The sequence below is a fragment of the Actinoplanes missouriensis 431 genome (genome assembly GCF_000284295.1).
GTDB classification, from domain to species: Bacteria; Actinomycetota; Actinomycetes; order Mycobacteriales; family Micromonosporaceae; genus Actinoplanes; species Actinoplanes missouriensis.
In genome coordinates this window covers 1,516,120-1,538,862 of sequence record NC_017093.1, presented here as the reverse complement: position 1 = coordinate 1,538,862, position 22,743 = coordinate 1,516,120, and the positions used below count along the sequence as shown (strand labels likewise).

The 22,743-nt window shown below is 70.2% G+C and carries 23 protein-coding genes; 10 read left to right on the top strand and 13 right to left on the bottom strand.

Features of this window, described 5'->3' with window-relative positions:
* Positions 1–274 precede the first annotated feature (274 nt).
* Genes AMIS_RS07230 through AMIS_RS07205 form a run of 6 tightly spaced genes read right to left on the bottom strand, consistent with a single transcriptional unit; the run spans position 275 to position 6,587 of the window.
* Entirely contained in the window at positions 275–625 is a 351-nt protein-coding gene (locus AMIS_RS07230) for a TlpA family protein disulfide reductase (RefSeq protein ID WP_231859253.1), read from the bottom strand.
* Entirely contained in the window at positions 622–2,526 is a 1,905-nt protein-coding gene (locus tag AMIS_RS07225; RefSeq protein ID WP_014441551.1) for an ABC transporter ATP-binding protein, read from the bottom strand. Before AMIS_RS07225 ends, AMIS_RS07230 begins: the two co-directional genes overlap by 4 nt.
* 51 nt (positions 2,527–2,577) lie before the next feature.
* A complete protein-coding gene (locus AMIS_RS07220; RefSeq protein WP_014441550.1) occupies positions 2,578–3,705 on the bottom strand; it encodes a glycosyltransferase family 4 protein in 1,128 nt (375 codons plus the stop codon).
* Positions 3,705–4,949 (bottom strand): M48 family metallopeptidase, encoded by a 1,245-nt coding sequence (locus AMIS_RS07215; RefSeq protein WP_014441549.1) that lies wholly within the window; start codon positions 4,947–4,949, stop codon positions 3,705–3,707. The genes AMIS_RS07220 and AMIS_RS07215 overlap by 1 nt, the downstream gene beginning before the upstream one ends.
* A 19-nt stretch (positions 4,950–4,968) precedes the next feature.
* Complete coding sequence (locus AMIS_RS07210; protein ID WP_014441548.1) at positions 4,969–5,175, bottom strand: hypothetical protein; 207 nt, start codon at positions 5,173–5,175, stop codon at positions 4,969–4,971.
* Between the two features lie 53 nt (positions 5,176–5,228).
* Positions 5,229–6,587: an NYN domain-containing protein gene (locus AMIS_RS07205; RefSeq protein WP_014441547.1), complete on the bottom strand. Its 1,359-nt coding sequence runs from the start codon at positions 6,585–6,587 to the stop codon at positions 5,229–5,231.
* A 95-nt stretch (positions 6,588–6,682) separates the two neighbouring features.
* On the opposite strand from AMIS_RS07205, the gene AMIS_RS07200 reads away from it, so the two are divergent.
* From AMIS_RS07200 to AMIS_RS07185, 4 genes are all read left to right on the top strand, one after another.
* On the top strand, positions 6,683–8,419 hold the full coding sequence (locus tag AMIS_RS07200; RefSeq protein WP_014441546.1) for a DEDD exonuclease domain-containing protein: 1,737 nt from the start codon (positions 6,683–6,685) through the stop codon (positions 8,417–8,419).
* Between the two features lie 203 nt (positions 8,420–8,622).
* Entirely contained in the window at positions 8,623–10,392 is a 1,770-nt protein-coding gene (locus AMIS_RS07195; RefSeq protein ID WP_014441545.1) for a RelA/SpoT family protein, read from the top strand.
* Between the two features lie 32 nt (positions 10,393–10,424).
* Positions 10,425–10,988 carry an NUDIX domain-containing protein gene (locus AMIS_RS07190; protein ID WP_014441544.1) on the top strand — a complete coding sequence of 188 codons (564 nt, stop codon included), beginning with the start codon at positions 10,425–10,427 and terminating at the stop codon, positions 10,986–10,988.
* Entirely contained in the window at positions 10,985–11,824 is an 840-nt protein-coding gene (locus AMIS_RS07185; RefSeq protein ID WP_014441543.1) for a sugar phosphate nucleotidyltransferase, read from the top strand. The genes AMIS_RS07190 and AMIS_RS07185 overlap by 4 nt, the downstream gene beginning before the upstream one ends.
* Positions 11,825–11,884: 60 nt before the next feature.
* Here AMIS_RS07185 and AMIS_RS07180 read toward each other — a convergent pair whose 3' ends face one another.
* From AMIS_RS07180 to ctaE, 5 genes are all read right to left on the bottom strand, one after another.
* Complete coding sequence (locus AMIS_RS07180) at positions 11,885–12,172, bottom strand: Lrp/AsnC family transcriptional regulator (protein WP_014441542.1); 288 nt, start codon at positions 12,170–12,172, stop codon at positions 11,885–11,887.
* 316 nt (positions 12,173–12,488) lie between these two features.
* On the bottom strand, positions 12,489–14,099 hold the full coding sequence (gene qcrB / locus AMIS_RS07175) for a cytochrome bc1 complex cytochrome b subunit (RefSeq protein WP_014441541.1): 1,611 nt from the start codon (positions 14,097–14,099) through the stop codon (positions 12,489–12,491).
* Entirely contained in the window at positions 14,096–15,202 is a 1,107-nt protein-coding gene (qcrA, locus tag AMIS_RS07170) for a cytochrome bc1 complex Rieske iron-sulfur subunit (RefSeq protein WP_014441540.1), read from the bottom strand. The genes qcrB and qcrA overlap by 4 nt, the downstream gene beginning before the upstream one ends.
* A complete protein-coding gene (gene qcrC, locus AMIS_RS07165) occupies positions 15,199–16,047 on the bottom strand; it encodes a cytochrome bc1 complex diheme cytochrome c subunit (RefSeq protein WP_041829605.1) in 849 nt (282 codons plus the stop codon). Before qcrC ends, qcrA begins: the two co-directional genes overlap by 4 nt.
* Positions 16,048–16,099: 52 nt before the next feature.
* Positions 16,100–16,696 carry an aa3-type cytochrome oxidase subunit III gene (ctaE, locus tag AMIS_RS07160; RefSeq protein ID WP_041829604.1) on the bottom strand — a complete coding sequence of 199 codons (597 nt, stop codon included), beginning with the start codon at positions 16,694–16,696 and terminating at the stop codon, positions 16,100–16,102.
* 124 nt (positions 16,697–16,820) lie between these two features.
* On the opposite strand from ctaE, the gene AMIS_RS07155 reads away from it, so the two are divergent.
* From AMIS_RS07155 to AMIS_RS07140, 4 genes are all read left to right on the top strand, one after another.
* Positions 16,821–17,744, top strand: a complete 924-nt coding sequence (locus tag AMIS_RS07155; protein WP_014441537.1) for a cytochrome c oxidase assembly protein — start codon at positions 16,821–16,823, stop codon at positions 17,742–17,744.
* A gap of 48 nt (positions 17,745–17,792) precedes the next feature.
* Positions 17,793–18,209: a hypothetical protein gene (locus AMIS_RS07150; protein WP_014441536.1), complete on the top strand. Its 417-nt coding sequence runs from the start codon at positions 17,793–17,795 to the stop codon at positions 18,207–18,209.
* A gap of 26 nt (positions 18,210–18,235) precedes the next feature.
* Complete coding sequence (gene trpD / locus AMIS_RS07145; RefSeq protein WP_014441535.1) at positions 18,236–19,294, top strand: anthranilate phosphoribosyltransferase; 1,059 nt, start codon at positions 18,236–18,238, stop codon at positions 19,292–19,294.
* 254 nt (positions 19,295–19,548) lie between these two features.
* Positions 19,549–19,752, top strand: coding sequence for a hypothetical protein (locus AMIS_RS07140; protein ID WP_014441534.1), 204 nt, complete (start codon positions 19,549–19,551; stop codon positions 19,750–19,752).
* A 52-nt stretch (positions 19,753–19,804) separates the two neighbouring features.
* Here the strand turns inward: AMIS_RS07140 and AMIS_RS07135 are convergent, their stop codons facing one another.
* Together AMIS_RS07135 and ctaC are read right to left on the bottom strand one after the other, a co-directional pair.
* Positions 19,805–20,266, bottom strand: coding sequence for a cytochrome c oxidase subunit 4 (locus AMIS_RS07135; RefSeq protein ID WP_014441533.1), 462 nt, complete (start codon positions 20,264–20,266; stop codon positions 19,805–19,807).
* A gap of 7 nt (positions 20,267–20,273) precedes the next feature.
* Positions 20,274–21,209, bottom strand: coding sequence for an aa3-type cytochrome oxidase subunit II (gene ctaC / locus AMIS_RS07130; RefSeq protein WP_014441532.1), 936 nt, complete (start codon positions 21,207–21,209; stop codon positions 20,274–20,276).
* A 165-nt stretch (positions 21,210–21,374) separates the two neighbouring features.
* Here ctaC and AMIS_RS07125 point away from each other — a divergent pair, with 165 nt between their 5' ends.
* Together AMIS_RS07125 and AMIS_RS07120 are read left to right on the top strand one after the other, a co-directional pair.
* Positions 21,375–22,514 (top strand): cysteine desulfurase family protein, encoded by a 1,140-nt coding sequence (locus AMIS_RS07125; protein ID WP_014441531.1) that lies wholly within the window; start codon positions 21,375–21,377, stop codon positions 22,512–22,514.
* Positions 22,511–22,720, top strand: a complete 210-nt coding sequence (locus tag AMIS_RS07120; protein WP_014441530.1) for a sulfurtransferase TusA family protein — start codon at positions 22,511–22,513, stop codon at positions 22,718–22,720. The genes AMIS_RS07125 and AMIS_RS07120 overlap by 4 nt, the downstream gene beginning before the upstream one ends.
* The last annotated feature ends 23 nt before the right edge of the window (positions 22,721–22,743 follow it).

Here is a 22,743-nt window from a genome sequence, read left to right as displayed (position 1 = left end):
CGGGGCCGCTTTCGAGCCCCGAGCCGTAGCCCACGCAGGTCACCGGCGCGGGTTACCTGCCCGCGCTACGGCCGAGCGATCCGAGCCGTAGCCCAAGCCGGCTATCCGGCCATGATCACAGGCATCAGCTCCGGCCGGGCGGCCTCAGCCGTAGCCCACGCAGGTCACCGGCGCGGGTCACCTGCTTGCGCTACGGCCGAGCGATCCCAGGCGCCGGACCGGGCGGCCAGGTGGTGACCGGGGCGATCAGGTGGCGGCGGTGGCGGCCGGGTGGTCAGGTGGCCGGGAGGATTTCGGCCAGGGCGGCTATCAAGTGCGGCTTCGTCGGGACGCCGGTCGCACGTTTGACGACGCGCCCCTCGGCGTCCAGGACGAACAGCGTCGGCGTCCGCCGCACGTCCAGCTCGCGCACCTCGTCGAGGTGACTCTCCGCGTCCACCTCGACGTGCCGCACCCCCGGCACCAGCGCAGCGACCTCACCGCTCACCCGCCGCACCGCCCGGCACGGCGCGCAGAACGCCGTCGAGAACTGCAGCAGCGTCGCCACGCCGGGCTCCACACCGAGGCGGCGCAGCAGGGACGGGTCGATACGCGTACCGGAAAGGTCCATGTCGAAATATCTCACGCCGACTGATAGGCGCTGGCCTGGAGCGTGAACAACTGCGCATACAGCCCGCCCGCCGCCATCAGAGAGTCATGATCCCCCTCCTCGATCACCGACCCGTGATCGAGGACGTAGATCCGGTCGGCCTCGCGCACGCTCGCCATCCGGTGCGTGATCAGCACGACGCTCCGGCCCGCCGCGAGGGATCGCAACCGCTGGTAGACGTCGTGTTCGGCGCGGGCGTCGAGGTTCGCGGTGGGCTCGTCGCAGATCAGCAGCGGCGCGTCGCGGTGGAAGGCGCGACTGACCGCGAGCCGCTGCCACTGCCCGCCGGACAGGTCGGCGCCGTCGGTGAAGTGCCGGGAGAGCAGCGTCTCGTACTCGCGGGGCAGCTCCATCACGAACGAGTGCGCGTCACCGGCCCGCGCCGACTCCTGCACCTGTTCCAGCGTCGCCGGGCGGTCGTGCCGGCCGATCGCGATGTTGAGCCGGGCGGAGAGCGGCCAGCGGGTCGGCTCCTGCATGACGACGGCGACCCGGTCCCGCAGCGAGTCCGGGTGCAGCCGGCTCACGTCGACGCCGTCCCAGGTGACGGTCCCGTGCTGCGGGCGGTAGAGCCCGGCCAGCACGGCGGCGAGCGTCGACTTGCCGGACCCGTTCTCCCCCACCAGCGCGATGATCTCGCCGCGGCGCAGGGTGAGGCTGACGTCGTCGACCGCCGGTCGGGTGGCGTCGGGGTAGCTGAACGTCACCGAGTCCAGGGTGATCTCGCTGAACCGGGTGGGCGCGCACCGCTCCGGCGACGGCTCGGCCCGCTGCCGGGACAGGTCGCAGAAGCCCTGGAAGTCCGAGAAGTACAGGCCCTGCTCGTAGACCCGGTTCACCGAGAAGGCCAGTTCCCGCAGCTTGCCGATGCCGATGTTGATGGCGTAGGCGGCCGCGCCTCCGGCGGCCAGCTCCATCCGGCCGGTCCAGAGCAGCCAGAGCAGCACCAGGTAGGCGCCCCCGGTCAGCAGGCCACTGAGCGCCTGTCCGAACAGGTTGCTGCGCACCGACCGGGTCACCACCTTGATTTCTTCCACAGTGGAGATTCGTAGCAGCCGGGCGACCTCGGCGAGCAGGAAACGCCGTACCGTGAAGGCTCTTAGTTCTCCGGCCGGCTCGCGCGCCGCCAGGAGTTCGGCGAGCATGTTCTGCCGCCGCCAGACGGCGATGAGCCGCAGCCGCATGCGGTACCCCAGGCGTGCCGCGCGGACCGCCGCCCAGCCGGTCGGCACCGCCGCCAGCACCAGCATCGGCAGCAGGACCGGGTGCAGCACGGCGAGCACACCGCCGGCCGCGATCAGTCCGATCAGGTTGGTGAGCACCTCGATGCCGAAGTCCACGATCCGCTGTGCCGCGTAGATGCCGCGGTCACGGGCGCGCTGCATGGCGTCGCGCCACTCCGGATCGTCGAACGTGGCGAGGTCGACGCCTGTCGTCAGGTCGAGCAGCCGCATCTCCGCGGCCTCGAACACCAGCGGCGTGAGACGGCCGTGCGCCGCCGTGGCCGCCGAGCTCAGCAGCCCCCGCGCGGCGAGGGTCAGGATCAAGAGCACCAGCGAGGGTACGGCGGCACGCACCCGCTCCGGGGTCGGACCGGCCTGGAGCAGCCCGTCGAAGACGCCGACCACGCTGATCAGGCCGAGCGCCGAGGCGAGTCCGGCCGCCGACTGGAGGATCAGGACGGCCATCGTGGTGCGCCGGCTGGCGTGCCAGGCCAGCAGCCAGCCGTCGCGGAGCAGGCGCGGCAGCCGGCGCAGCATCGTCAGGAACGTGGTGTCGGCCGCCTCCTTGGTGCTGGTCAGCCAGTAGGGAAGAGCGAGTTCCCCGTCGTCCTCCGACTCCAGCAGAGAGGATGAATCGGGCGCAGTGTCCGGCATCGGCGGCCTCCTGCCTCGTTCCTACGCCGCCGCCCCCGACTCAGTCCAGACTCATTCACGCTCGAGCAGCGCGGTGAGCCGCGCGGCCTGGGTCTCCCATCGCCACTCGCGCTCCACCCAGGCCCGGCCGGCCTGACCCATCTGTTTCGCCCGGTCGGGGTCGCTCAGCAGGTCGGCGACCCGCCCGGCGATGGCCGGCACGTCGCTGCCGCCGACCACGAACCCGGTCTCGCCCTCGCGCACCGCGTCCGGCGCGCCGCCGGAGTCGCCGCCGACGACCGGCAGCCCGGTGGCTGAGGCCTCCAGGTAGACGATGCCGAGACCCTCCACGTCCAGCCCCGCGGCGCGGGTGCGGCAGGGCATCGCGTAGACGTCGCCCGCCGCGTAGTGCTGGGGCAGCTCGGGCCACGGCACCGAACCGGTGAACACCACGTCGGACTCGACGCCGTGCTCCCGTGCCAGCCGTTCCAGCGTTTTCCGGTACGGCCCGCCGCTCACCAGCAACAACGCCGCTCCCGGAACCCGGCGGCGGATCAGCGGCATCGCCCGGATCAGCATGTCCTGGCCTTTGCGGGGCACCAGACGGCTGACGCAGACGACCACCGGCCGCCCGGCCAGCCCGTGCCGTTTGCGCACCTCGGAGCCGTCCACACCGGGGTGGAACGTGTCCACGTCGACGCCGGGCGCGAGCCGGCGCAGGTCGGTGAGCCCGTGCAGCGCCTTGTCCAGGCGGGTGCGCTGGTACTCCCCGAGGTACGTGATGACGTCGGCGCCCCGGGCGATCCGGCGCAGCAGCTGCCGCGCGCCGGGCAGCGCCGCCCAGCCGATCTCGTGCCCGTGGGTGATGCCGACGGCCCGCTCGATGCCGGCGTCCTTGCGCAGGCCCTGTGCCAGCAGCCCGAGCGGGGCGGCCGCGCCGAAGAGCACGGTGTCGCAGCCGTGGCTTCTCGCGAGGGCTGCGGCCTTTTTCGCGATCGCCGGAGTCGGCAGCAGGACGCTCGTCTCCTCGCGCACCACCTCGAACGGCTGCTCCGCGTCGAACGCGGCCGACCCGCGCCACTGCGAGGCGTAGACGACGATCGAGCCGGCCGGCTGGCGCACCGCCAGGTTGTGCACGAACTGCTGGATGCCGCCGGGCCGGGGCGGGAAGTCGTTCGTGACGAGCAGGGTGCGGGTCATCAGCGGGCCGCCCGGGCGTAGGCGCGGGCCGCGGCCATCCGCTGCACGGTGGACGGATGTGAGGCGAACATGGCGTGCTCCCAGTGCGGCGGGTCGGGGTCGGCGAGGTTCACGGTGCCGAGGCGGCGCTGCATCGCCTCGAAGGTCTCCGGGTCGCCGGTCAGGTCCATGGCGTGCGCGTCGGCGCGGGCCTCGACGCGGCGTGAGACGAACGCCTGCGCCGGGCCGGCGATCAGCCCGGCGACCGTGCTGAGCGCGAGCAGCAGCCCGATCGCCCGGGGATCGCCGATCGAGTCGACCCCGGCGAGCCGCAGCAGCCCGCCCCAGGAGCCGGCCAGGTAGAGCGCGATCACCGCGGCGGCGGCGCCGAGCGCGCCGATGATCGTGCCGGTCAGCACGTCGTTGTCCTTGGCGTGGCCGAGCTCGTGCGCGGCCACCGAGACGACCTCGTCCGGCGTGGCCTCGGTCAGCATCGTGTCGTAGACGACGATCCGCCGGGTCGGGCCGAGCCCGGAGACGTAGGCGTTCACCGCCCGGGTCCGCCGGGACGCGTCGGCCACCAGCACGTCGCGGACCGGCACGCCGTCGCGCTCGGCGAGCTCCAGCAGCTCGGTGCGGAGCGGCCCCTCGGGCATCGGCGTGAACTTGTTGAAGATCGGCTCGACCAGGACCGGCAGCACGAACGAGAGCAGCACGACGAGACCCGCCACACCGGCCGCGCCGAACGCCCACCACCAGCGCGGGGCGAAGTGGGTGACGGTGAAGAAGCCGGCCAGCACCACGCCGCCGAGGACCGCGCCGACCGCGTACGACTTCAGCATGTCGCCGGCCCAGCCGCCCCAGCTCTGGGTGGAGATGCCGTAGCGCACCACCACCGTGTGCCGCCAGATCGCGATCGGCAGGGTGAGCAGCTCGGTGACGACCACGACGAGGAGTCCGCCGAGGACCGCCCGGACGAGCCAGTGGTCGCCGGTCAGCTCGACCAGCCGCGCGCCGAGCGGGGTGAGCCCGAGCACCAGCGCGGCGGCCAGGCCGAGGAGCATCGCCAGGTATCGCCCGGGGCGCAGCTCGGCGTGGAACTGCCGGGCCCGTGCGACCTTGCCGGCGTCGAGCCGGCCGAGGGCGTCGAGCTGGTCGGCGCGGGGCGCCGGGGCGCGGTGCCACGGGACCTTGGCGGCGGCGAACGCGGCCAGCGCGGCGAGCAGCACGACGAGCGCGGTGACCGCCCACTGTCTCGGCGTCATCAGGTAATCCTAGTCATGATCACGCAACGTGTTTTTTCACCATCACGGGCGGCGGTGGAGTCTCCAGCAGCTCCACCTCGAACCCGGCCAGCTCGAACGTCTCGATCGCCCGCAGCTCGCCGGGTGTCAGGTCGGCCAGGCCGTCCGGAGTGTCGATCAGCGCGCTGACCAGACACCCGTGGCATGCGTCGGTTTTTTCGGTGCAACGACCACAATCAATGATCATTACCCCTCCTCTGAAGGCGTGACAGTCACGCTAAGCGAGGGGTACGACAGTTTTCAGGATCGGGACAATCGGCGGAGGAGCGAATCCGCCCCCATCGGGTAGGCGCCGTGCCGGCGCACGCCGTCGGCCACCTCCCGGTCGGAGGAGACCACCACGACCGGGCGGCCCGGCGGCTCAGCCCGGACCAGCTGGCGGATCAGCTCGTCGGCGGTCATCCCCTTGCGGGAGAAGAGCACCCGCACGCCCCGGGGCGCCGGCGGCAGCCCGTGCACCCGCTCGGCGCCGTCGAAGACCACGGTGATCTCGTCACCGGTCTGCGCCGCGATCCCGCCCAACCCGGTGATCAGCCGCTTGCGCTGCTGTTCCAGGGACATGTCGGCGAAGCCGCGCTTGGTCACGTTGTACCCGTCGACGACCAGGTGGGCGCGGGGCAGCGCGAGCAGCTGGTCGAGCCGGCCCGGGTCGTCGGTGTCCTGCGCCCGGGCCCGGGAGCGCTCCGGCGCGCCGGGCCGGTCGGCGGCGGCGTCGGCCACGAAGTCGGCGGGCAGCTTGTCGGCCGGGCCGATCGCCAGCTCCCGGCGCAGCCCGCTGGCGGCCTGCCCGATCGTCTCGAGCAGCAGCCAGAGGCGGGCGTCGTCGACCGCCCGCGCGTCCTTGGCGGTCTGCTTGCCGGACGCCGCGGCGGCCTCGGCGTCGGCGACCCGGGCGCGCAGCCGGCGCAGCTCGGCCTCGTGGTCCTGCGCGGCCCGCGCGGCCCGGCCCTTCTCGGTGGCCAGCAGGTCGGCCGCGCGTTTCTGGGCGGCCTGCGCCTCGCGCAGCGCCTTGGTCGCGGTCCGCGCCTCCTCGCGCAGCTGGCCCAGCTCCTCGCGGACCCGGGCGAGCTCGTCACGCAGCTTGTCGGCCTCGACCCGGGCCACCGTCCGGTCGTGCTCGGCCCGGACCGCGCGCTGCTCGGCGGCGCGCACCTGCGAGGCGATCGCGGCGGTGTCGGCCTCGGCCCGGACCGCGTCGCCGGCCGCGTCGATCAGCTCCCGCCAGCCGGCCGGGCGGGCCAGGTAGGCCAGCGCCGCCACCTCGACCGGGTCGGCGGCCGCCGGGGCCACCCCGCTGGTCACGGCGGCGCCCAGGTCACCGGCCTCGGTGACCACCCGGGCGCCGAGGCGCTGGCGAAACAGCGGGTCGGCGACCAGCTGCGCGGCGATGTCCCGCCCGCCGAGCCGGGCCCGGCGATTGGGTGCGAACCGGGCGACCCGGCGCAGCGGCACCGGCATCTCGTCGGCGGGAAGGCCGGGCAGGGCGGCGGCGGCCAGCGTGGTGATCCGCTGCCGGACGGCCTCGGGGAGAACCGGCTCGGGCATGAAGTCCGCCGCCTCCTCATCGGGGCGGTCTTCAGGATCGAGCGGCGCGGACATCTCCCCATTCTCACACCGGCCATGACCGATCCGCCTCTGGCGAGCAGGTGATCTTTTCTGGGAAGTGTCGTACCCCTTGGCTAGGGTTGCCGCCCGTGACACAACCCGCCTACGTGCAGGGCACTCTGGACACGCTGCTGACCGCTGACGGATCGGTCGACCCCGCGGCGCTGTCCCTGGCGGACACCACGTTCGTCGTGCTCGACCTGGAGACCACCGGCGGCGCCGCTGACGGCGCCGGCATCACCGAGATCGGCGCGGTCAAGGTGCGCGCCGGCGTGCAGCTCGGCGAGTTCGCGACGCTTGTCAACCCGGGTGTGCCGCTGCCGCCGTTCATCACCGTCCTGACCGGCATCACCGAGGCGATGCTGCGCCCGGCCCCGCCGATCGAGACGGTTCTCCCCGCCCTGCTGGAGTTCCTGCGCGGCGCGGTGCTCGTCGCGCACAACGCGCCCTACGACGTCGGCTTCCTCAAGGCCGCCTGCGCCCGGCACGGCTACCCCTGGCCGCAGATGCGGGTGCTGGACACCGCGGCGCTGGCCCGCCGCGCGCTGACCAAGGACGAGGTGCCCAACCGCAAGCTCGGCACGCTGGCCCGGTTCTTCCGGTCCGCGGTCGAGCCGAACCACCGGGCCCTTGACGACGCGAAAGCCACGGTCGACGTGCTGCACGGGCTCATCGAGCGGCTCGGCAGTCACCGGGTGCACACGCTGGGCGACGCGATCGAGTTCGCGAAGGCGGTGACCCCGGCACAGCGCCGGCAGAGACATCTCGCCGACGGCCTGCCGCACGTGCCGGGGGTCTACCTGTTCCGGGCCGCCGACGACCGCCCGCTCTACGTCGGCACGTCGAAGGACATCGCCACCCGGGTGCGCAGTTATTTCACGGCGGCCGAGAAACGCGCCCGGATCTCCGAGATGCTCACCGCCGCGGTCCGGGTGGAGGCGGTCGAGTGCGCTCACTCGCTCGAGGCCGAGGTCCGCGAGCTGCGGCTGATCGCGTCGCACGCCCCGCCGTACAATCGCCGGTCGAAGTTCCCGGAGCGGGTGGTCTGGCTCAAGCTGACCGCGGAGGCGTTCCCGAGGCTCTCCGTGGTGCGCCGGTTCGCCGAGGACGGCGCGACCTATCTGGGCCCGTTCTCGTCGCGGCGGACCGCCGAGCTGGCCGCCGCCGGGGTCTACGACGCCGTTCCGCTGCGGCAGTGCAACCACAAGCTCTCGGTGCGGACCAAGACGCCGGCCTGCGCGCTGGCCGAGCTCGGGAGATGCCCGGCGCCCTGCCAGCACGAGATCTCCCAGGAGGAGTACGACCTTCGCGCCGCGTCGCCGTTCCGGACCGCCACCTCGAACGACCCCGGCCCGGTGATCGACGCGCTGATGTCCCGGATCGACGTGCTCTCCGGCCGCCAGCGCTACGAGGAGGCCGCGACCGTCCGGTCCCGGCTGATCGCCCTGCTGCGCGCCCTGATCCGGATGCAGAGACTCCAGGCGCTGACCAGCCTGACCGAGCTGGTGGCGGCCCGCCGCGACGACAAGGGCGGCTGGGAGATCGCGGTGGTCCGGCACGGCCGGCTGGCCGCGGCGGCCACCTCGCCACCCCGGCAGCACCCCCGCCCGACGCTCGACGCGGCGCGGATGACGGCCGAGACGGTCCTGGCAGGACCGGGCCCGGTGCACGCCGCGACGGCCGAGGAGACCGAGCGGATCCTGGCGTGGCTGGAGCGGCCGGACACCCGCTTGGTGGAAACCGCCGGCGACTGGGTGTCACCGGTTCGTGGCGCGGCGCGTTTCAGCACCCTTCTCACCAGGGCCGAGGCGGCCACTTCGGCTTAAGACTCATCCGTTCGCCTATCGGTAACTGACCGTTCGGATGACGCTCGCTCGCTTAGGCTGTAAGGCACGCGCGACCCTCGTGGTGATTCACCTCATTTGGCGGCTTGATGCCTTTGGCGATCAGCCGCCTCGGTGCTTCGCTATCAAGGGAAACCGGCTGAGCAAGTGAAAGCCGCTGGAACGATCGGTGAGGGGGTGTCCGGGTGGACGTCGACGCCGGCCACGGCGCCGCTCTGGGGCGTGCCCTGCCGACCACTCCCTTCGCCAGGTTGCGGTCGATGTTCAGTTTCCAGAGCAACGACGACGACCCGGTCGCCACGCTCACCAAGACGCATCGCAGCATCCATCCGTCCGCCGACGTGGCGGTGGTGCGCCGCAGCTACGCGATCGCCGAGAGCATGCACCGCGGGCAGTTCCGCAAGTCCGGCGATCCGTACATCACGCATCCGCTCGCCGTCGCGCAGATCTGCGCCGAGCTCGGCATGGACACCACGACGATCGTCGCCGCCCTGCTGCACGACACGGTCGAGGACACCAGCTACACCCTCGAGGCGCTGCACGGCGACTTCGGGCCCGAGGTGACCCACCTGGTCGACGGCGTGACGAAATTCGACAAGGCGTACTACGGCAAGGCGGCCGAGGGCGAGACGATCCGGAAGATGATCGTCGCGGCCGGCAAGGACGTCCGGGTGCTGGTGATCAAGCTGGCCGACCGGTTGCACAACATGCGCACCCTCGACGCCCGCTCCCCCGCCAGCCGGGCCAGGATCGCCACGGCCACGCTCGACGTGCTCGTCCCGCTCTGCGACCGGCTCGGCATCCAGGCGCTCAAGCGCGACCTCGACGACGTGGTGCTCTACCACCTGGAACCTGACTCGTACGCGCGGATCGACGAGCACGTGAAGAACCGTCCCGGCTGGAACGAGTACCTCGCCGACGTCTCCCGCAAGGCGCACACCGCGTTGCGCCGCTCCCGGGTGGACGCCGTGGTGACGCCGCGACCACGGCACTACTACTCGATCTGGAAGGACACGGTGGCCGGCGGTCGCAGCGTCCCGCTCGACCTGCCCCGCATCGCGGTCATCGTCGACGGCCCGGACACCGACTGTTACGCCGCGCTCGGCGCGATCCACGGCAGATGGCGCCCGGTGGCCGGCCGGTTCAAGGACTTCATCGCCTCGCCGAAGAACAACCTGTACCGCTCGCTGCACACCACCGTGGTCGGCCCGGAGGGCAAGCTCGTCGAGGTGCTGATCCGGACCGAGACCATGCATCGGTACTCGGAGTACGGCGTCGCCACCAGCTATCGATATCCCAAGGTGGCCGACGAGCCACCGGGCGCCGACCAGCTCACCTGGCTGAAACGGGTGCTGGACTGGCAACAGGACACCACCGACGCGACCCAGTTCCTCGACTCCCTCCGATGTGACCTCGCCGAAGGCCAGATCACCGTTTTCGCCCACGGCAACGCGCACGAGCTTCCGAGCGGCTCCACCCCCGTCGACGTGGCGTATGAGTTGAGTCCCCGCAAGGGCGACCAGTGTCTCGCCGCAACGATCAACGGACGTCTCGCCCCCCTCAGCTCCCCCCTCCGCGACGGCGACGTCGTCGAGATCTTCTCCGAGACCGACGGCCAGATCGAGGTCGAGCCGAACGCCCCGCGCGGCCCCCGCAAGGAATGGCTCGGATTCGTCAAGTCCAGCCAGGCGCAGATGCAGATCAACCGGTACTTCGACGAGAAGAACGAGCCGGGCATCAGCATCGCCGACAAGGTCCGACTCGGCCGCGCCACCATCGGGCTCACCCTCCGCAAGCACGACAGGGGTCTGGCCAGCGAGGTGCCGCTGCGCCGTCTCGCCGAGGAACTCGGTTACCCCGACCTGGAAACACTGCTGGTGGCGGTCTGCGAGCGCAGCCTCGAACCGGACGCCGTGGTCGAGCAGCTCATCGCCCTGGTCGACCACCCGGACTGATCCACTGGATTCTCCCGGATAGCCTTGTCCGCGTGAAAACTCCTCGGCAGCTGCGTGGCTTCGCCTATCAGGCTTTCTATGGGCTGCCGTTGCCGGTCCGCCGGCACCTGGCCCGGCTGCTCTCCCCGAAATACCTGGTCGGCGCGGTCGCGGTGATCCGCGACGCGGAAGCGCCCGCGCCGGGCCGCCTGCTGCTGCTGCTGCGTCAGCCGCCGGGCCGCGGCTGGGGCCTTCCGGCCGGTCTGCTCAAGCGCCGCGAACTGCCCGCGGTGGGTGCCGCCCGCGAGCTTTTCGAAGAAGCGGGGGTACGGGTGGAGCCCGGTGACCTGACAGCCGGTGATCCGAACGCGATCGTCCACCCGAACGGCGGCGTGGTCGACACCGTCTTCTTCGGCGCTGTCCCGGCGTCCAGCACGCCCCTGGTCGTGGACGGCGGCGAGGTGCTCGAGGCCGCCTGGTTCCCGGTCGACGACCTGCCGAAATTGACCTGGCCGACGGAACGGCTGCTCGGCATCTACGGCATCGGCCCGCGCGCCGGCGAGTTCCCGCCGTCGCTGAACCGTCCGGCCACGGCGCCGCACGTGGAGGAGAAGTGACGATCGAGGTCTGTGGCGTCGTTCTCGCCGCCGGCGAGGGCCAGCGCCTGCGTCCCCTCACCGAACTCGTGCCGAAAGCCCTCTGCCCGGTCGGCAACCTGCCGCTGCTCGACCACGCGCTGCGCCGCCTCGCCGGTCTCGGCCTGACCGGTCCGGACACTGTGGCCGTCAACGCGGCGTACCTCGCCGACCAGGTCGTCGCCCACGTCGGCGACCGCACCCACCTCTCCGTCGAGCCGGACGGGCCGCTGGGCACCTCCGGCGGCGTGGCGCGGATGAAGGATTGGATCGGCGGGCGGGGCGCGCTGGTCGGCAACGCCGACGCGTACCTGGTGGACCCGTTCCGCGAGCCCGGCAAGGACATCGCCGCGCTGCTGGAGGGCTGGTCCGGCGACACCGTCCGGATGCTCACCCTGCCGTGCCGCGACGGCGAGTCCGGCGGTTTCAGCGGTCGCCGATTCACCGGCTTCTCGCTGCTCCCCTGGCGCTATATCAGGGACCTGTCCGACGTGGACAGCAATTTGGTACGCACCGTGTGGCGTCCCGCCGAAGCCGCGGGCGAGCTGGAGCTGATCGGTTACGAGGGCTTCTACCTGGACACCGGAACCCCGGCAGACTACGTGGCCGCCAACCTGCACGTGGCCGGCGGCGCCGCCCTGATCGACCCGTCCGCCACGGTGACCGGCACGGTGACCACCTCGGTGGTCGGCGCGGGCGCTCAGGTGGCCGGCACGGTCACCGACAGCGTGATCTGGCCCGGCGCATCGGTGGCGGCCGGCGAGATCCTCCACGGCGTGATCAGAGCCCCCAGCGGCCTGACCGTCGCCACCCGCTAGCCGCGACCCGCCGCCGGCACGCGGCGGCGGTACGGGACCGTGCGGCGGAGCGGCGGGGTCTCAGTCGGCGTCGGGGAGGCCGATGGCGAACGCGTCCTCCAGGTCGTGCTTCGAGTAGGCACGGAAGGCCACGAAAGTCTCGCTGTTGACGACGCCGGGGGTTTTGGAGATCTTGCCGGCGATCACCTCGGCGATGTCGTCGAAGCGGGGGACCCGGACGATGGCGATGAGGTCCACGCCGCCCGCCACCGAGTAGACCTCGCTGACGCCCTCCAGCGCGGCCAGCGCCTCGGCCACCTCGGGAATCGAATCGGTGGCGCAGTCGATGTGGACGATCGCGGTGTTCACCTGCGGGCTCCTCAACGTTGAGTGACTGACGGATTGAGTGACTGACGGACTGAGTGACTGACGGACTGAGTGACTGACGGACTGAGTGACTGACGGACTGAATGACTGACGAATTGTGTGACTCGGCAAATCGAGTGACTGACAACAAGACCCGCTCATGCTATCCACGCGCCGGGGCCGGCGGCGGGTCGCGCCGGACCGCGCCCGTCAGGGGCTGCGGCCGGCGGGACGGGTCGGGTGCGGGGGGGGACTGCTGTCGGCGTACCCATGAAAGAAAGCCCGCCGCGGAAGCGACGGGCTCTCTCACATCATGGTCTTACCGGCCGGACTTGATCTCTTCCTTCTTGGCCGGACCGCCGACGGCCGGGGAGACCGGCGTCTCGGCGGGCTTCTCGACCGGGTAGAAGAAGCCCTTCACCGCGGGCGCCAGGGCACCGAGGCGGTTCATCTTCTTCGGCACGACCCAGCCGGCGTAGTTCAGCGGCACCGGGTGGCCGTGCTCGTCGACCGGGCCGAGAGGCTGGTGGACCTCGACGAACTGGCCGTTCGGCAGGCGCTTGATGATGCCCGTTTCCACACCGTGTGCCAGGACCTGGCGGTCGTGCTGCTGGAGGCCCAGGCAGATGCGGACCGAGATGTAGTACGCGATCGGCGGGAGCAGCAGCAGACCGATGCGGCCCGCCCAGGTCATCGCGTTCAGGCTGATGTGGAACTTGTCGGCGATGACGTCGTTGGCGCCGGAGATCGTGGCGACCATGAAGAACGTGAACGCCATCATGCCGATGCCGACGCGCTCCGGGTTGTCGCGCGGGCGCTCCAGCAGGTGGTGCGTGCGCTTGTCCTTGAGCTTGCGCGCCTCCAGCCACGGCCACGCCATCGGCAGCGTGAACAGGGCACCGAGGCCGACCACGGCGGGCCAGAACATCGGCGGGATGCTGTAGCCGTTGCCGATCGGGATGTAGATCTGCCAGTTCGGCATGAGACGGACCAGGCCGTCCATGAACATGACGTAGAAGTCGGGCTGCGAGGCCGAGGAGACCTCGGAAGCGCGGTACGGCCCGAACAGCCAGATCGGGTTGATCTGGAACAGACCGGCCATCAGCGCGATGACGCCGAAGACGGCCATGAAGAAGCCGCCCTGCTTCATCGCGTAGCGCGGGAACATGCGCTCGCCGACCACGTTCGTGTTGGTCCGCATCGGGCCCGGCCACTGGGTGTGCTTCTGCTTGAAGACGATGCCCAGGTGCGCCGCGATCAGGCCGAGCAGGATGCCCGGGATGAGCAGCACGTGCGCGATGTAGAACCGGCCGATGATCAGCTCGCCGGGGAACTCGCCACCGAAGATCGCGGCGGAGAGCCAGGTGCCGATCACCGGGAGGGTCAGCATGATCGCCGAGGCGATGCGGAGACCGGTGCCGGAGAGGCCGTCGTCGGGGAGCGAGTAACCGGTGAAGCCGGCGAAGAACCCGAGCAGGAACAGCAGGATGCCGATGACCCAGTTGATCTCACGCGGCTTGCGGTACGCGCCGGTGAAGAAGACACGGGCCATGTGCACGATGATCGACGCCATGAACAGCAGCGCCGCCCAGTGGTGCATCTGCCGCATGAACAGGCCGCCGCGGACCTCGAACGACAGGTGCAGCGAGGACGCGTAGGCGGCCGACATCTCGGTGCCGCGCAGGCCCAGGTAGGACCCGTCGTACGCGATCTCCTTCATCGACGGGTCGAAGAAGAGCGTGAGGAACACGCCGCTGAGCAGCAGCACGATGAACGAGAAGAGCGCGATCTCACCGAGCAGGAAGGACCAGTGGTCGGGGAAGACCTTGTTCAGCAGGGCGCGCAGCGGGGTCGCAGCCTGGAACCGGTCGTCAACACCCTTGGCGAGGTTGACGGGTGCCTCTGCGAGGTCAACTTTTCGGCGCTTCATGGCCGCTCCCAGAAGTCAGGTCCGACGGTGTCCTTGTAGTCGGACGCTGCCACGAAGAAACCTTCCTCGTCCACTGTAAGCGGCAGCATCGGCAGACGCCGAGTCGCGGGCCCGAAGACCGGCTGCGCGTTGTCAGTGATGAGGAACTGCGACTGGTGGCACGGGCACAGCAGACGGTTCGTCTGCTGCTCGTAGAGGCTCGCCGGGCAACCGGCGTGCGTGCAGATCTTGGAGTACGCCACGAAGTTGCCCCACATCGACCCGACGTTCCGGCCGTTGCTGTCGGCGTCAGCGTTCCGGCGGGTCTCGGCCGCGTCGTCCGCCCGGAGGTGGATGAGCAGCGTCGGCGAGTCGGCCCAGTGGTTGGTGGCGCCGCCCGGGATGCCCGGGAAGACGGTCATCTGACCACCGGTGCTGACGTCCTCGGGGCGGATCGCGCTGCCGTCCTCACGGACCAGGCGGACCAGCTTGCCACCGTTGTTCCCGGGGTTGAAGCCGGTCGTGAACATCATCGGCAGGTCGCCCTTGTGCGGGTTCTCGATCAGGCCACCGATGATCGGCGCGCCGATCGCGACGCCCACCGGAGCGAGACCGAGCGCGATGGCGCCCTTGAGCAGCGGGCGGCGCTGCACACCGAGCTCGTCGGCGACGAACATCGCGGTCTGACCGGTGATCAGCCGCTCGTCGTCCGGCGACGGCTTGTCGTGCCGCTGCTGGATGGAGAGCTCGTGCGGGAGCAGCTTCTTCGCCCAGGCGAGAATGCCGAAGCCGAGCGCCAGCAGGCCGAGGCCGAGCGTGATGCCCAGGATCGGCGTGTAGTAGTCGCTCATCGTGTTGCCGAGCTCGAACTCCCACGGCCACACGATGTAGAAGACGATGAAGGCCAGCGTCAGGATGCCGGAGATCGCGAACAGCAGCGAGATGTTGCGGACGACCCGCTTCTCGGCCTTGGAGTTCTGGCCGTGGAACTGCGACTCGTACGTGACGATCTCGATGTCGTCGCGCCGCAGGCCCTCCTTGACGATGTCGAACCGCGACAGGTGCGGGTCGTTCACGTCGACCGGCGGGGTGCCGGCCTCGCCCGCGTGGTGCACAGCCGTCATGACTTCCCCGCAATCCAGAGCGACGTGAAGACCAGGAGGACGATGCCGACCAGGAAGATCGCCATGCCTTCCGTCGACGGGCCGTACCGACCGAGGTTGAACAGGCCGCCCGGGTCCCGGTCCTCTTGGAGCTGGGTTTGGATGTACGTGATGATCGAGCGCTTCTCTTCCGGCGTCAGCTGGTTGTCACCGAAGACCGGCATGTTCTGCGGTCCGGTCAGCATCGCCGCGTAGATCTGGTCGGCCGTGGCGTCGTGCAGGCTCGGAGCGAACTTGCCGGACGACAGGGCGCCACCGCCACCGCCGAAGCCGTGGCAGGAGGTGCAGTTGATGCGGAACAGCTCACCGCCGCGCGCCAGCGCCTCCGGGTTGGTCTCCAGGTCCTCGACGAGCGAGCCCTCGGGGATCTCCGGACCGCCACCCAGCTCCTGGATGTACTGCGCGATCTGCTTGGTCTGGTCCTCGTCGAACTGCGGCTTCTTCTGCTCGGCCTGAGCTTCCTGGCGGGTCATCGGCATGCGGCCGGTGCTGACCTGGAACTCGACCGAGGCAGAGCCGACGCCGATCAGGCTCGGTCCGCGGTCCTCGACGCCCTGCCCGTCCCGCCCGTGGCAGGAGATGCAGCTGTTGTCGAAGAGCGCCTTGCCCTCCTGAGCGGCGGCGGAGAGCTGGACGTTGTCCTCGGCGAACGCGCCCGGGGTGAAGGCGGTGTACACGCCTCCGGCCAGCGCGAGCGCCGCGATCATGCGTACCGCTGCACCGAGCCGCCGGCGGGCCCGGCTGGGCGCGGTCCGCCGCCGGGAGAACACCCGGGCACGCCTACGGGCGGGGGTGTCAGAAGTCATCTGCTATGTCCCTCTGGGTGTTGTTGCTTGGGATCCTCGCCGTCGGCGCTGGTCACTGCAGCCAATAGATCATGGCGAACAGGGCAATCCACACGATGTCCACGAAGTGCCAGTAGTACGACACGACGATTGCCGACGTCGCCTGTGCCGGCGTGAACCGGCCCATGGTCGTACGGATCATGTAGACGATGAAGGCGATCAGGCCACCGGTCACGTGCAGACCGTGGAACCCGGTGGTCAGGTAGAACATCGAGCCGTACCCGTCACCGTTCAGCTTGACGCCGTGGTGGACGAGCTCGCGGTACTCGTTCGCCTGGCCGAGCACGAAGATCAGGCCCATCACGAAGGTGATCGTGAACCAGCGCCGCAGCGCGAACACGTCACCCTTCTCCGCCGCGAACACGCCCAGCTGGCAGGTCACCGAGGAGAGCACCAGGATCACGGTGAACGTGGTGGCGTATGGGATGTTGAGATGCTCGGTGTGCTCCTCCCACTGCTCGGGCGCTGCCGCCCGGATGGAGAAGTACATCGCGAACAACGCCGCGAAGAACATGAGCTCGCTGGAGAGCCACACGATGGTCCCGACGCTGACCATGTTGGGTCGGGTCAGCGAGTGGATCCGGCTCTTGTCGATGGCTGCCGCTGTCACGGCCTCATTATTCATCCGAACTAGGTCCAAGGTCCCCCGGGGTCCCCAATCCGGCACCGAAGACAGCCCGGAATATTCTGTGACCAGCGGGTAGGCCTAGCCTCAAGGGGTGTTGTTCGACGAAATGCCCCTCCTCGCGGCGTCCAGCGGGGATACTGGACTCCCGCCTTTCAGTCCAGCGGCGATCTTCACCGAGTTCAACCTGGTCAGTCTGATCGCTCTGGGTCTGGTGGTCTCGGCATCGCTGTACCTGTACGGCGTCTGGCGTCTGCGTCAGCGTGGCGACCACTGGCCGGGCGGACGGACCGCGGCCTTCGTCGCAGGTGGACTCGGCTCCATCGCGGCGGTGTCGGTGACCGGTATCGAGGCGTACGACACGACCTTGATCTCGGTGCACATGGTCCAGCACATGGTGCTCTCGATGGTCGGACCGATCTTCCTGGCCCTGGGCGCGCCGACCACCCTGGCGCTGCGGGTGCTCGACAAGAAACCGCGCAAGGTCCTGTTGAAGCTGCTGCACAGCCGGTACGTCCGGGTGCTGACGTTCCCCCTTGTCGCGTTCGGAATCTTCATCGCGAACCCGTTCGTCCTCTACTTCACCGGCGTGTACCGGCTGACCCTGGAGCACGTCTGGTTCCACGAGTTCGTCCACCTGCACTTCATCGTGACCGGCTGCCTCTTCTTCTGGCCGCTGCTCGGGCTGGACCCGCTGCCGAACCGCTGGCCGTACCCGGGCCGCGCGCTGCTGATGGTGCTCTCCGTCCCGTTCCACACGGTGCTCGGTCTGACGATCATGCAGAGCAAGGAGCTGCTCGGCGGCGACTGGTACCCGAACCTCGGCCTGAGCTGGATGGATCCGCACGCCGACCAGGTCACCGCGGGCGGCATCCTGTGGGCCGGCGGCGAGATCGTCAGCGTCACGATGCTCGGCATCCTGGTGGTGCAGTGGGTCCGGCAGTCGGAGCGGGAGGCGAAACGGATCGACCGCGCCCTCGACCGGCAGGAGGCGATCGCCGCCGGGCGGCCACCGGAGCCGGACACTCAATAACAGATTCGGTACGATCTCCGGGACTCAATACGTGAGGTGGGGCACAAGATGAGCGAGTACACCGTTCTGCTCTACAGCGACGACGCCGCCGTGCGCGACCGGATCCGGCTCGCCATCGGCCCGCGGCCCGCCGCCGACCTGGAAGTCGAGTTCACCGACGCCTCCTCGTGGGAGGAGTGCCGCCGCCTGCTCGACGAGTACGAGATCGATCTGATGGTCCTCGACGGCGAGGCGGCGCCGGCCGGCGGTCTCGGCATCGCCCGGCAGACCAAGGACGAGTACCTGACTCCCCCGCCCACCTGCGTCGTGATCGCCCGCGCCGCGGATCGCTGGCTCGCGGCGTACTCGCAGGTCGACGCGACCCTGCTCGCGCCGCTCGACCCGGTGACCACCGGTCAGACCGTGGCCGGCCTGCTGCGCGCCCGCCGGGCCGGCGCGATCCCGCTCGGCACCCAGGCCCAGTAAACCCCCTTTTGACGAAAGGCCCTGCCATGGCCGCACGTACCTGGCCCAACCTGACGAGTGCTCTGATCCGTGGCGAGGAGCTCGCCACCGCGGACACCGCCTGGGCCATGGGCGAGATCATGGCGGGCAACGTCACCCCGGCGCAGATCGCCGGGTTCGCCGTGGCGCTGCGGGCCAAGGGCGAGACACCCGCCGAGCTGGCCGGCCTGGTCCAGGCGATGCTGTCGGCGGCCACCCTGGTGGAGCTGCCGGAGAAGGTGCGCACCAGCGCGGTCGACGTGGTCGGCACCGGCGGCGACCGGGCCAACACGGTCAACATCTCGACGATGGCGGCGATCGTGACCGCGGCCGCCGGGGTGACCGTGGTGAAGCACGGCAACCGGTCGGCGTCGTCCACCACCGGCACCGCCGACCTGCTGGAGCACTTCGGCATCCCGCTCGACCTCGGCCCGGCCGGCGTGGCCCGGACCGTCGCCGAGGCCGGCATCGGCTTCTGCTTCGCGGCCCGTTACCACCCCGGCATGCGGCACGCCTCGGTGACCCGCCGGGAGCTGGGCGTTCCCACGTTCTTCAACGTGCTCGGCCCGCTGACCAACCCGGCCCGCCCGACGGCGGCCGCGGTCGGCTGCTTCGACCCGCGGATGGCGCCGGTGATGGCCGAGGTGTTCGCCCAGCGGGGCGACTCGGCGCTGGTGATGCGCGGCGAGGACGGCCTGGACGAGTTCACCACCGCCGCGCCGACCCGGATCTGGCTGGCCCGCAACGGCGCCGTGGAGGAACTGCTGGTCGACGCGACCGAGCTGGGCCTGCCGCGGAGCGCGCCGGACGCGCTGCGTGGTGGCGACGTGGCGTTCAACGCGGATGTGGCGCACCGGACGTTCGCCGGCGAGGCCGGAGCGGTCCGGGACGCCGTGGTCCTGAACGCGGCGGCGGCCCTGGCGGCACAGAGTGGCTTCCCCGGCGACTTCAGGGACGCGCTGCGGGCCGGAATCGCCCGGGCCCAGGACACGATCGACTCCGGCGCTGTGACGGCTCAGCTGGAGCGCTGGGTGGCCTCGGCGCGGGCCGCCAAAGCCGCGGAGTGAGGGCCACCAAAGCCGCGGAGTAAGGGCCACCAAAGCCGCGGAGTAACAGCGGCCGAAACCGCGGGTAAGGGCGGCGAAAGCGGCCGAGTAGACCTGGCGAGTGACAAAAACCGGCAACACGCCGACGCCAATGCCCGAAAATGTCCGAAATACGTGACAGCGTCTGAATGACATTCGGGTAATTTTGAACGCTGCGACAAACGAACGAACACTCCCGAACGAACGGCCTTCCGGCGAAGGGGAAGGAGAAACCCGTGCGTGAACGCGAACTCCGCTGCGCCATCTGCGACGGCGACATGCTGTTCGAGGTCCCGCCCTGCGAGGACGGCCACGACGACTGCCCCGAGCTCGTCTGCACCCGCTGCGGTGCGGCGGAGGTGGTCGCCCCGATCGTCGTACACATGTGGCTGCCACCCACCAGCCGCAAGATAGCCCCCGAGCAGCGCCGAGCGGCATGACGAAAGGCCCGCACCCCCGAGGGGATGCGGGCCTTTCCGTCGTGCTCAGTGCTCAGTGCTCGGCCGGGTGCCGGGTTCCCGAGTAGTACTCGAAGAGCAGGCCGCAGGACGCGAAGATGACGCAGATCAGGCCGAAGGCCAGCAGCCACCACATCCAGAAGACCAGGCCGATGCCGGCGATCGCCGCGGAGAGCGCGATGCCGAAGGGCCAGTAGCTGCCCGGGCTGAAGAAGCCGACCTCGCCGGCGCCCTCGGCGATCTCGCCGTCCTCGCGGTCCTCCGGACGCAGGTCGATGCGCCGGGCGACGAACCAGAAGAAGCCGGCGCACATCGAGCAGAGCAGGCCGGAGAGGATCAGCGCGACGACGCCGACCCACTCGGTGCCGCCCGCGTACGCCGAGCCGCTGCTGACCGCGCCGTCCGTGGCGGTCGCGTGCGTGTAGAAGCCGTACACCGCTGCCGCTCCGAAGAGGAAGACGGCGACGCCGGCGAAGATCTTGTATTCGGTGCGCACGTCGCCCCTACTTCCCTGCGGCTACGGTCTCGGGCTGGTTCCAGCTGTGCTGCTGGCGGCGGGTGTTGAACGGCGACGTGGTCGTCGCGTACGACTCCGCACCGGTGAACCCGATCGCAGCCATCGCCTCCTGGGTCGAGGCGCCCGTCTTCTTCGAGTCCAGGAACTGGTCGAACTTCGTCGGGGAGACGACGACCAGCTCGAAGTTCATGAAGGCGTGGTAGGTGCCGCAGAGCTCCGCGCACCGCCCGACGTAGCGGCCTTCCTTGTCCAGCGTGACCTCGAAGACGTTGCGCACGCTGCCCGGGAAGACGTCCCGCTTGAACAGCATCTCCGGCACCCAGAACGAGTGGATGACGTCCTTGCTGGTCTCCTCGAAGCGGATCTTCTCACCGACCGGCAGCACCAGGATCGGGATGACGTCCGAGGACCCGATGGTCGACGCCACCGTGTTGGCCTTCTCGCCCATGCCGTCGCGGTAGTTGAACTGCCAGTTCCACTTGAAAGCGACGACCTCGACGACCTGGTCGGGGTTCTTCGACAGCTTGTCCACGCTGGTCTGCACGATCGCGGTGTAGTAGAAGAGCACCGCGACGATGAGGACCGGCGTGACCGTGTAGAGGATCTCCATCGGCATGTTGAACCGGGTCTGCACGGGCAGCTCGTCGCCGCGCTTGCGATACCGGATCACACACCAGAAGATCAGGCCCCACACGCCGATACCGACTGCGAGAGCTGCGATCACCGATGCGATCCACAGGTCGTACATCTCGTGCGCTTGCAGGCTGATGCCGTTGCTCGGCCATCCGAAGTGGCTGAACGTGTCGCCCCAGTCCTGCAGCGAACAACCCGAGAGCAGCGTCAGCAGCGTCGCACCGCCGAGACCCAGCCCGGCCGCTCGGCCTACTGCCCGCGGCCGTGTGGCCGAACTCCTTGCGCCCACCTGCTTCTGCCTCCTTAGCAGCGCCGCCGGCCCGAAAACGGACACCTGGCGGCAAGGCTCACCGACGGTCGCACACTACTCGACCAAGACCGGACCGCCCGCCACCGGGGGGCGTAGGTCGATCGAAAGCAAACGCCCGGACAACCGGACGATACCGTTCGGAGTGTGGATTACACAGGCGATCCGGCCGGGCAGCCGGTATACCTGGACGCCGCAAGCGCGGCTCCCCTCCATCCGGTGACAAAGGAGGCGCTGCTGGCAGCGCTCGCCGACGGCTGGGCCGACCCGGCGCGGCTCTACGCGGCCGGGCGCCGGGCCCAGCAGCTGCGCGAGGCGGCCACCGCGGTGGTCGCGCAGATCCTGGGGGTACGGGCGGACGAGGTCTCCTTCTGGCCCTCCGGCACAGCCGCCGCTCAAGCCGCTGTCCTCGGTGGCCTGGCCGGACGCAAACGGGCCGGCAGCACCCTGGTCCGCTCGGCGATCGAGCACTCCGCCGTCCTGCTGTCCTGGTCGGACGTTTCCGAGGTGGGTGTGGACCGTCTCGGCAGACTCGACCTGGAGGCCTGGGGACGAGCCGTCGCGGCGCCGGGCGTCGCCCTGGCGAGCCTGATCAGTGCCAGTCACGAGGTGGGCACGGCGCAGCCCGTGGCAGCCGCCGCGGAACTCTGCGCGGAGGCCGGCGTGCCGTTGTTCGTGGATGCCGCCCAGACGGTGGGGCGGATGCCCGTACCCTCGGGATGGTCTCTTCTCAGCGCGAGCGCCCACAAGTGGGGCGGTCCGCCGGGCGTGGGTGTCCTGGTGGTGCGCAAGGGTGTGCGGTGGATCTCACCGCTGCCCCAAGATGATCTTTATAACCCGCGCTCGCAGGGCACGCTCGACCTGCCGGCGGTGGTCGCGGCCGCGGCGAGCCTGCGGGCCGTCGCCGCCGAGGCCGAGACCGAGAGGGTACGGCTGAGCGCGCTCGTCGACCGGATCCGGGACCGGGTGGCCGCCACCGTGCCGGACGTGGAGATCGTCGGCGACCCGGCCGACCGGCTGCCCCACCTGGTCACGTTCAGCTGCCTCTACGTGGACGGCGAGGCGTTGCTGCACGCGCTGGACCGGCACGGTTTCGCGGTGTCGTCCGGCTCCTCGTGCACGTCGTCCACGCTGCGGCCCAGCCACGTGCTGGAGGCGATGGGCGTACTCAGCCACGGCAACGTCCGGGTGTCGCTGCACCGGGACACCACGCCCGAGGAGATCGAGCGGTTCCTCGCGGTGCTGCCCGGCCTGGTCGGTGACATCCGCAAGGAGGCCGGGCTGTGATCACGCTGGACTGCCTCGGTCAGCGCTGCCCGCTGCCGGTGATCAAGCTGGCCAAGGCGATGCCGGACGTGCCGATCGGCGAGATCGTCCGGGTGCTCGCGGACGATCCGGCCGCGGCCAACGACATCCCCGCCTGGTGCCGCATGAAGGGTCAGGAGTTCGTCGCCGGCCACGGCCATCAGTTCGACGTCAGAAGACTCTGCTAGCCGGCTTCGCTTCGCTCCGCGGC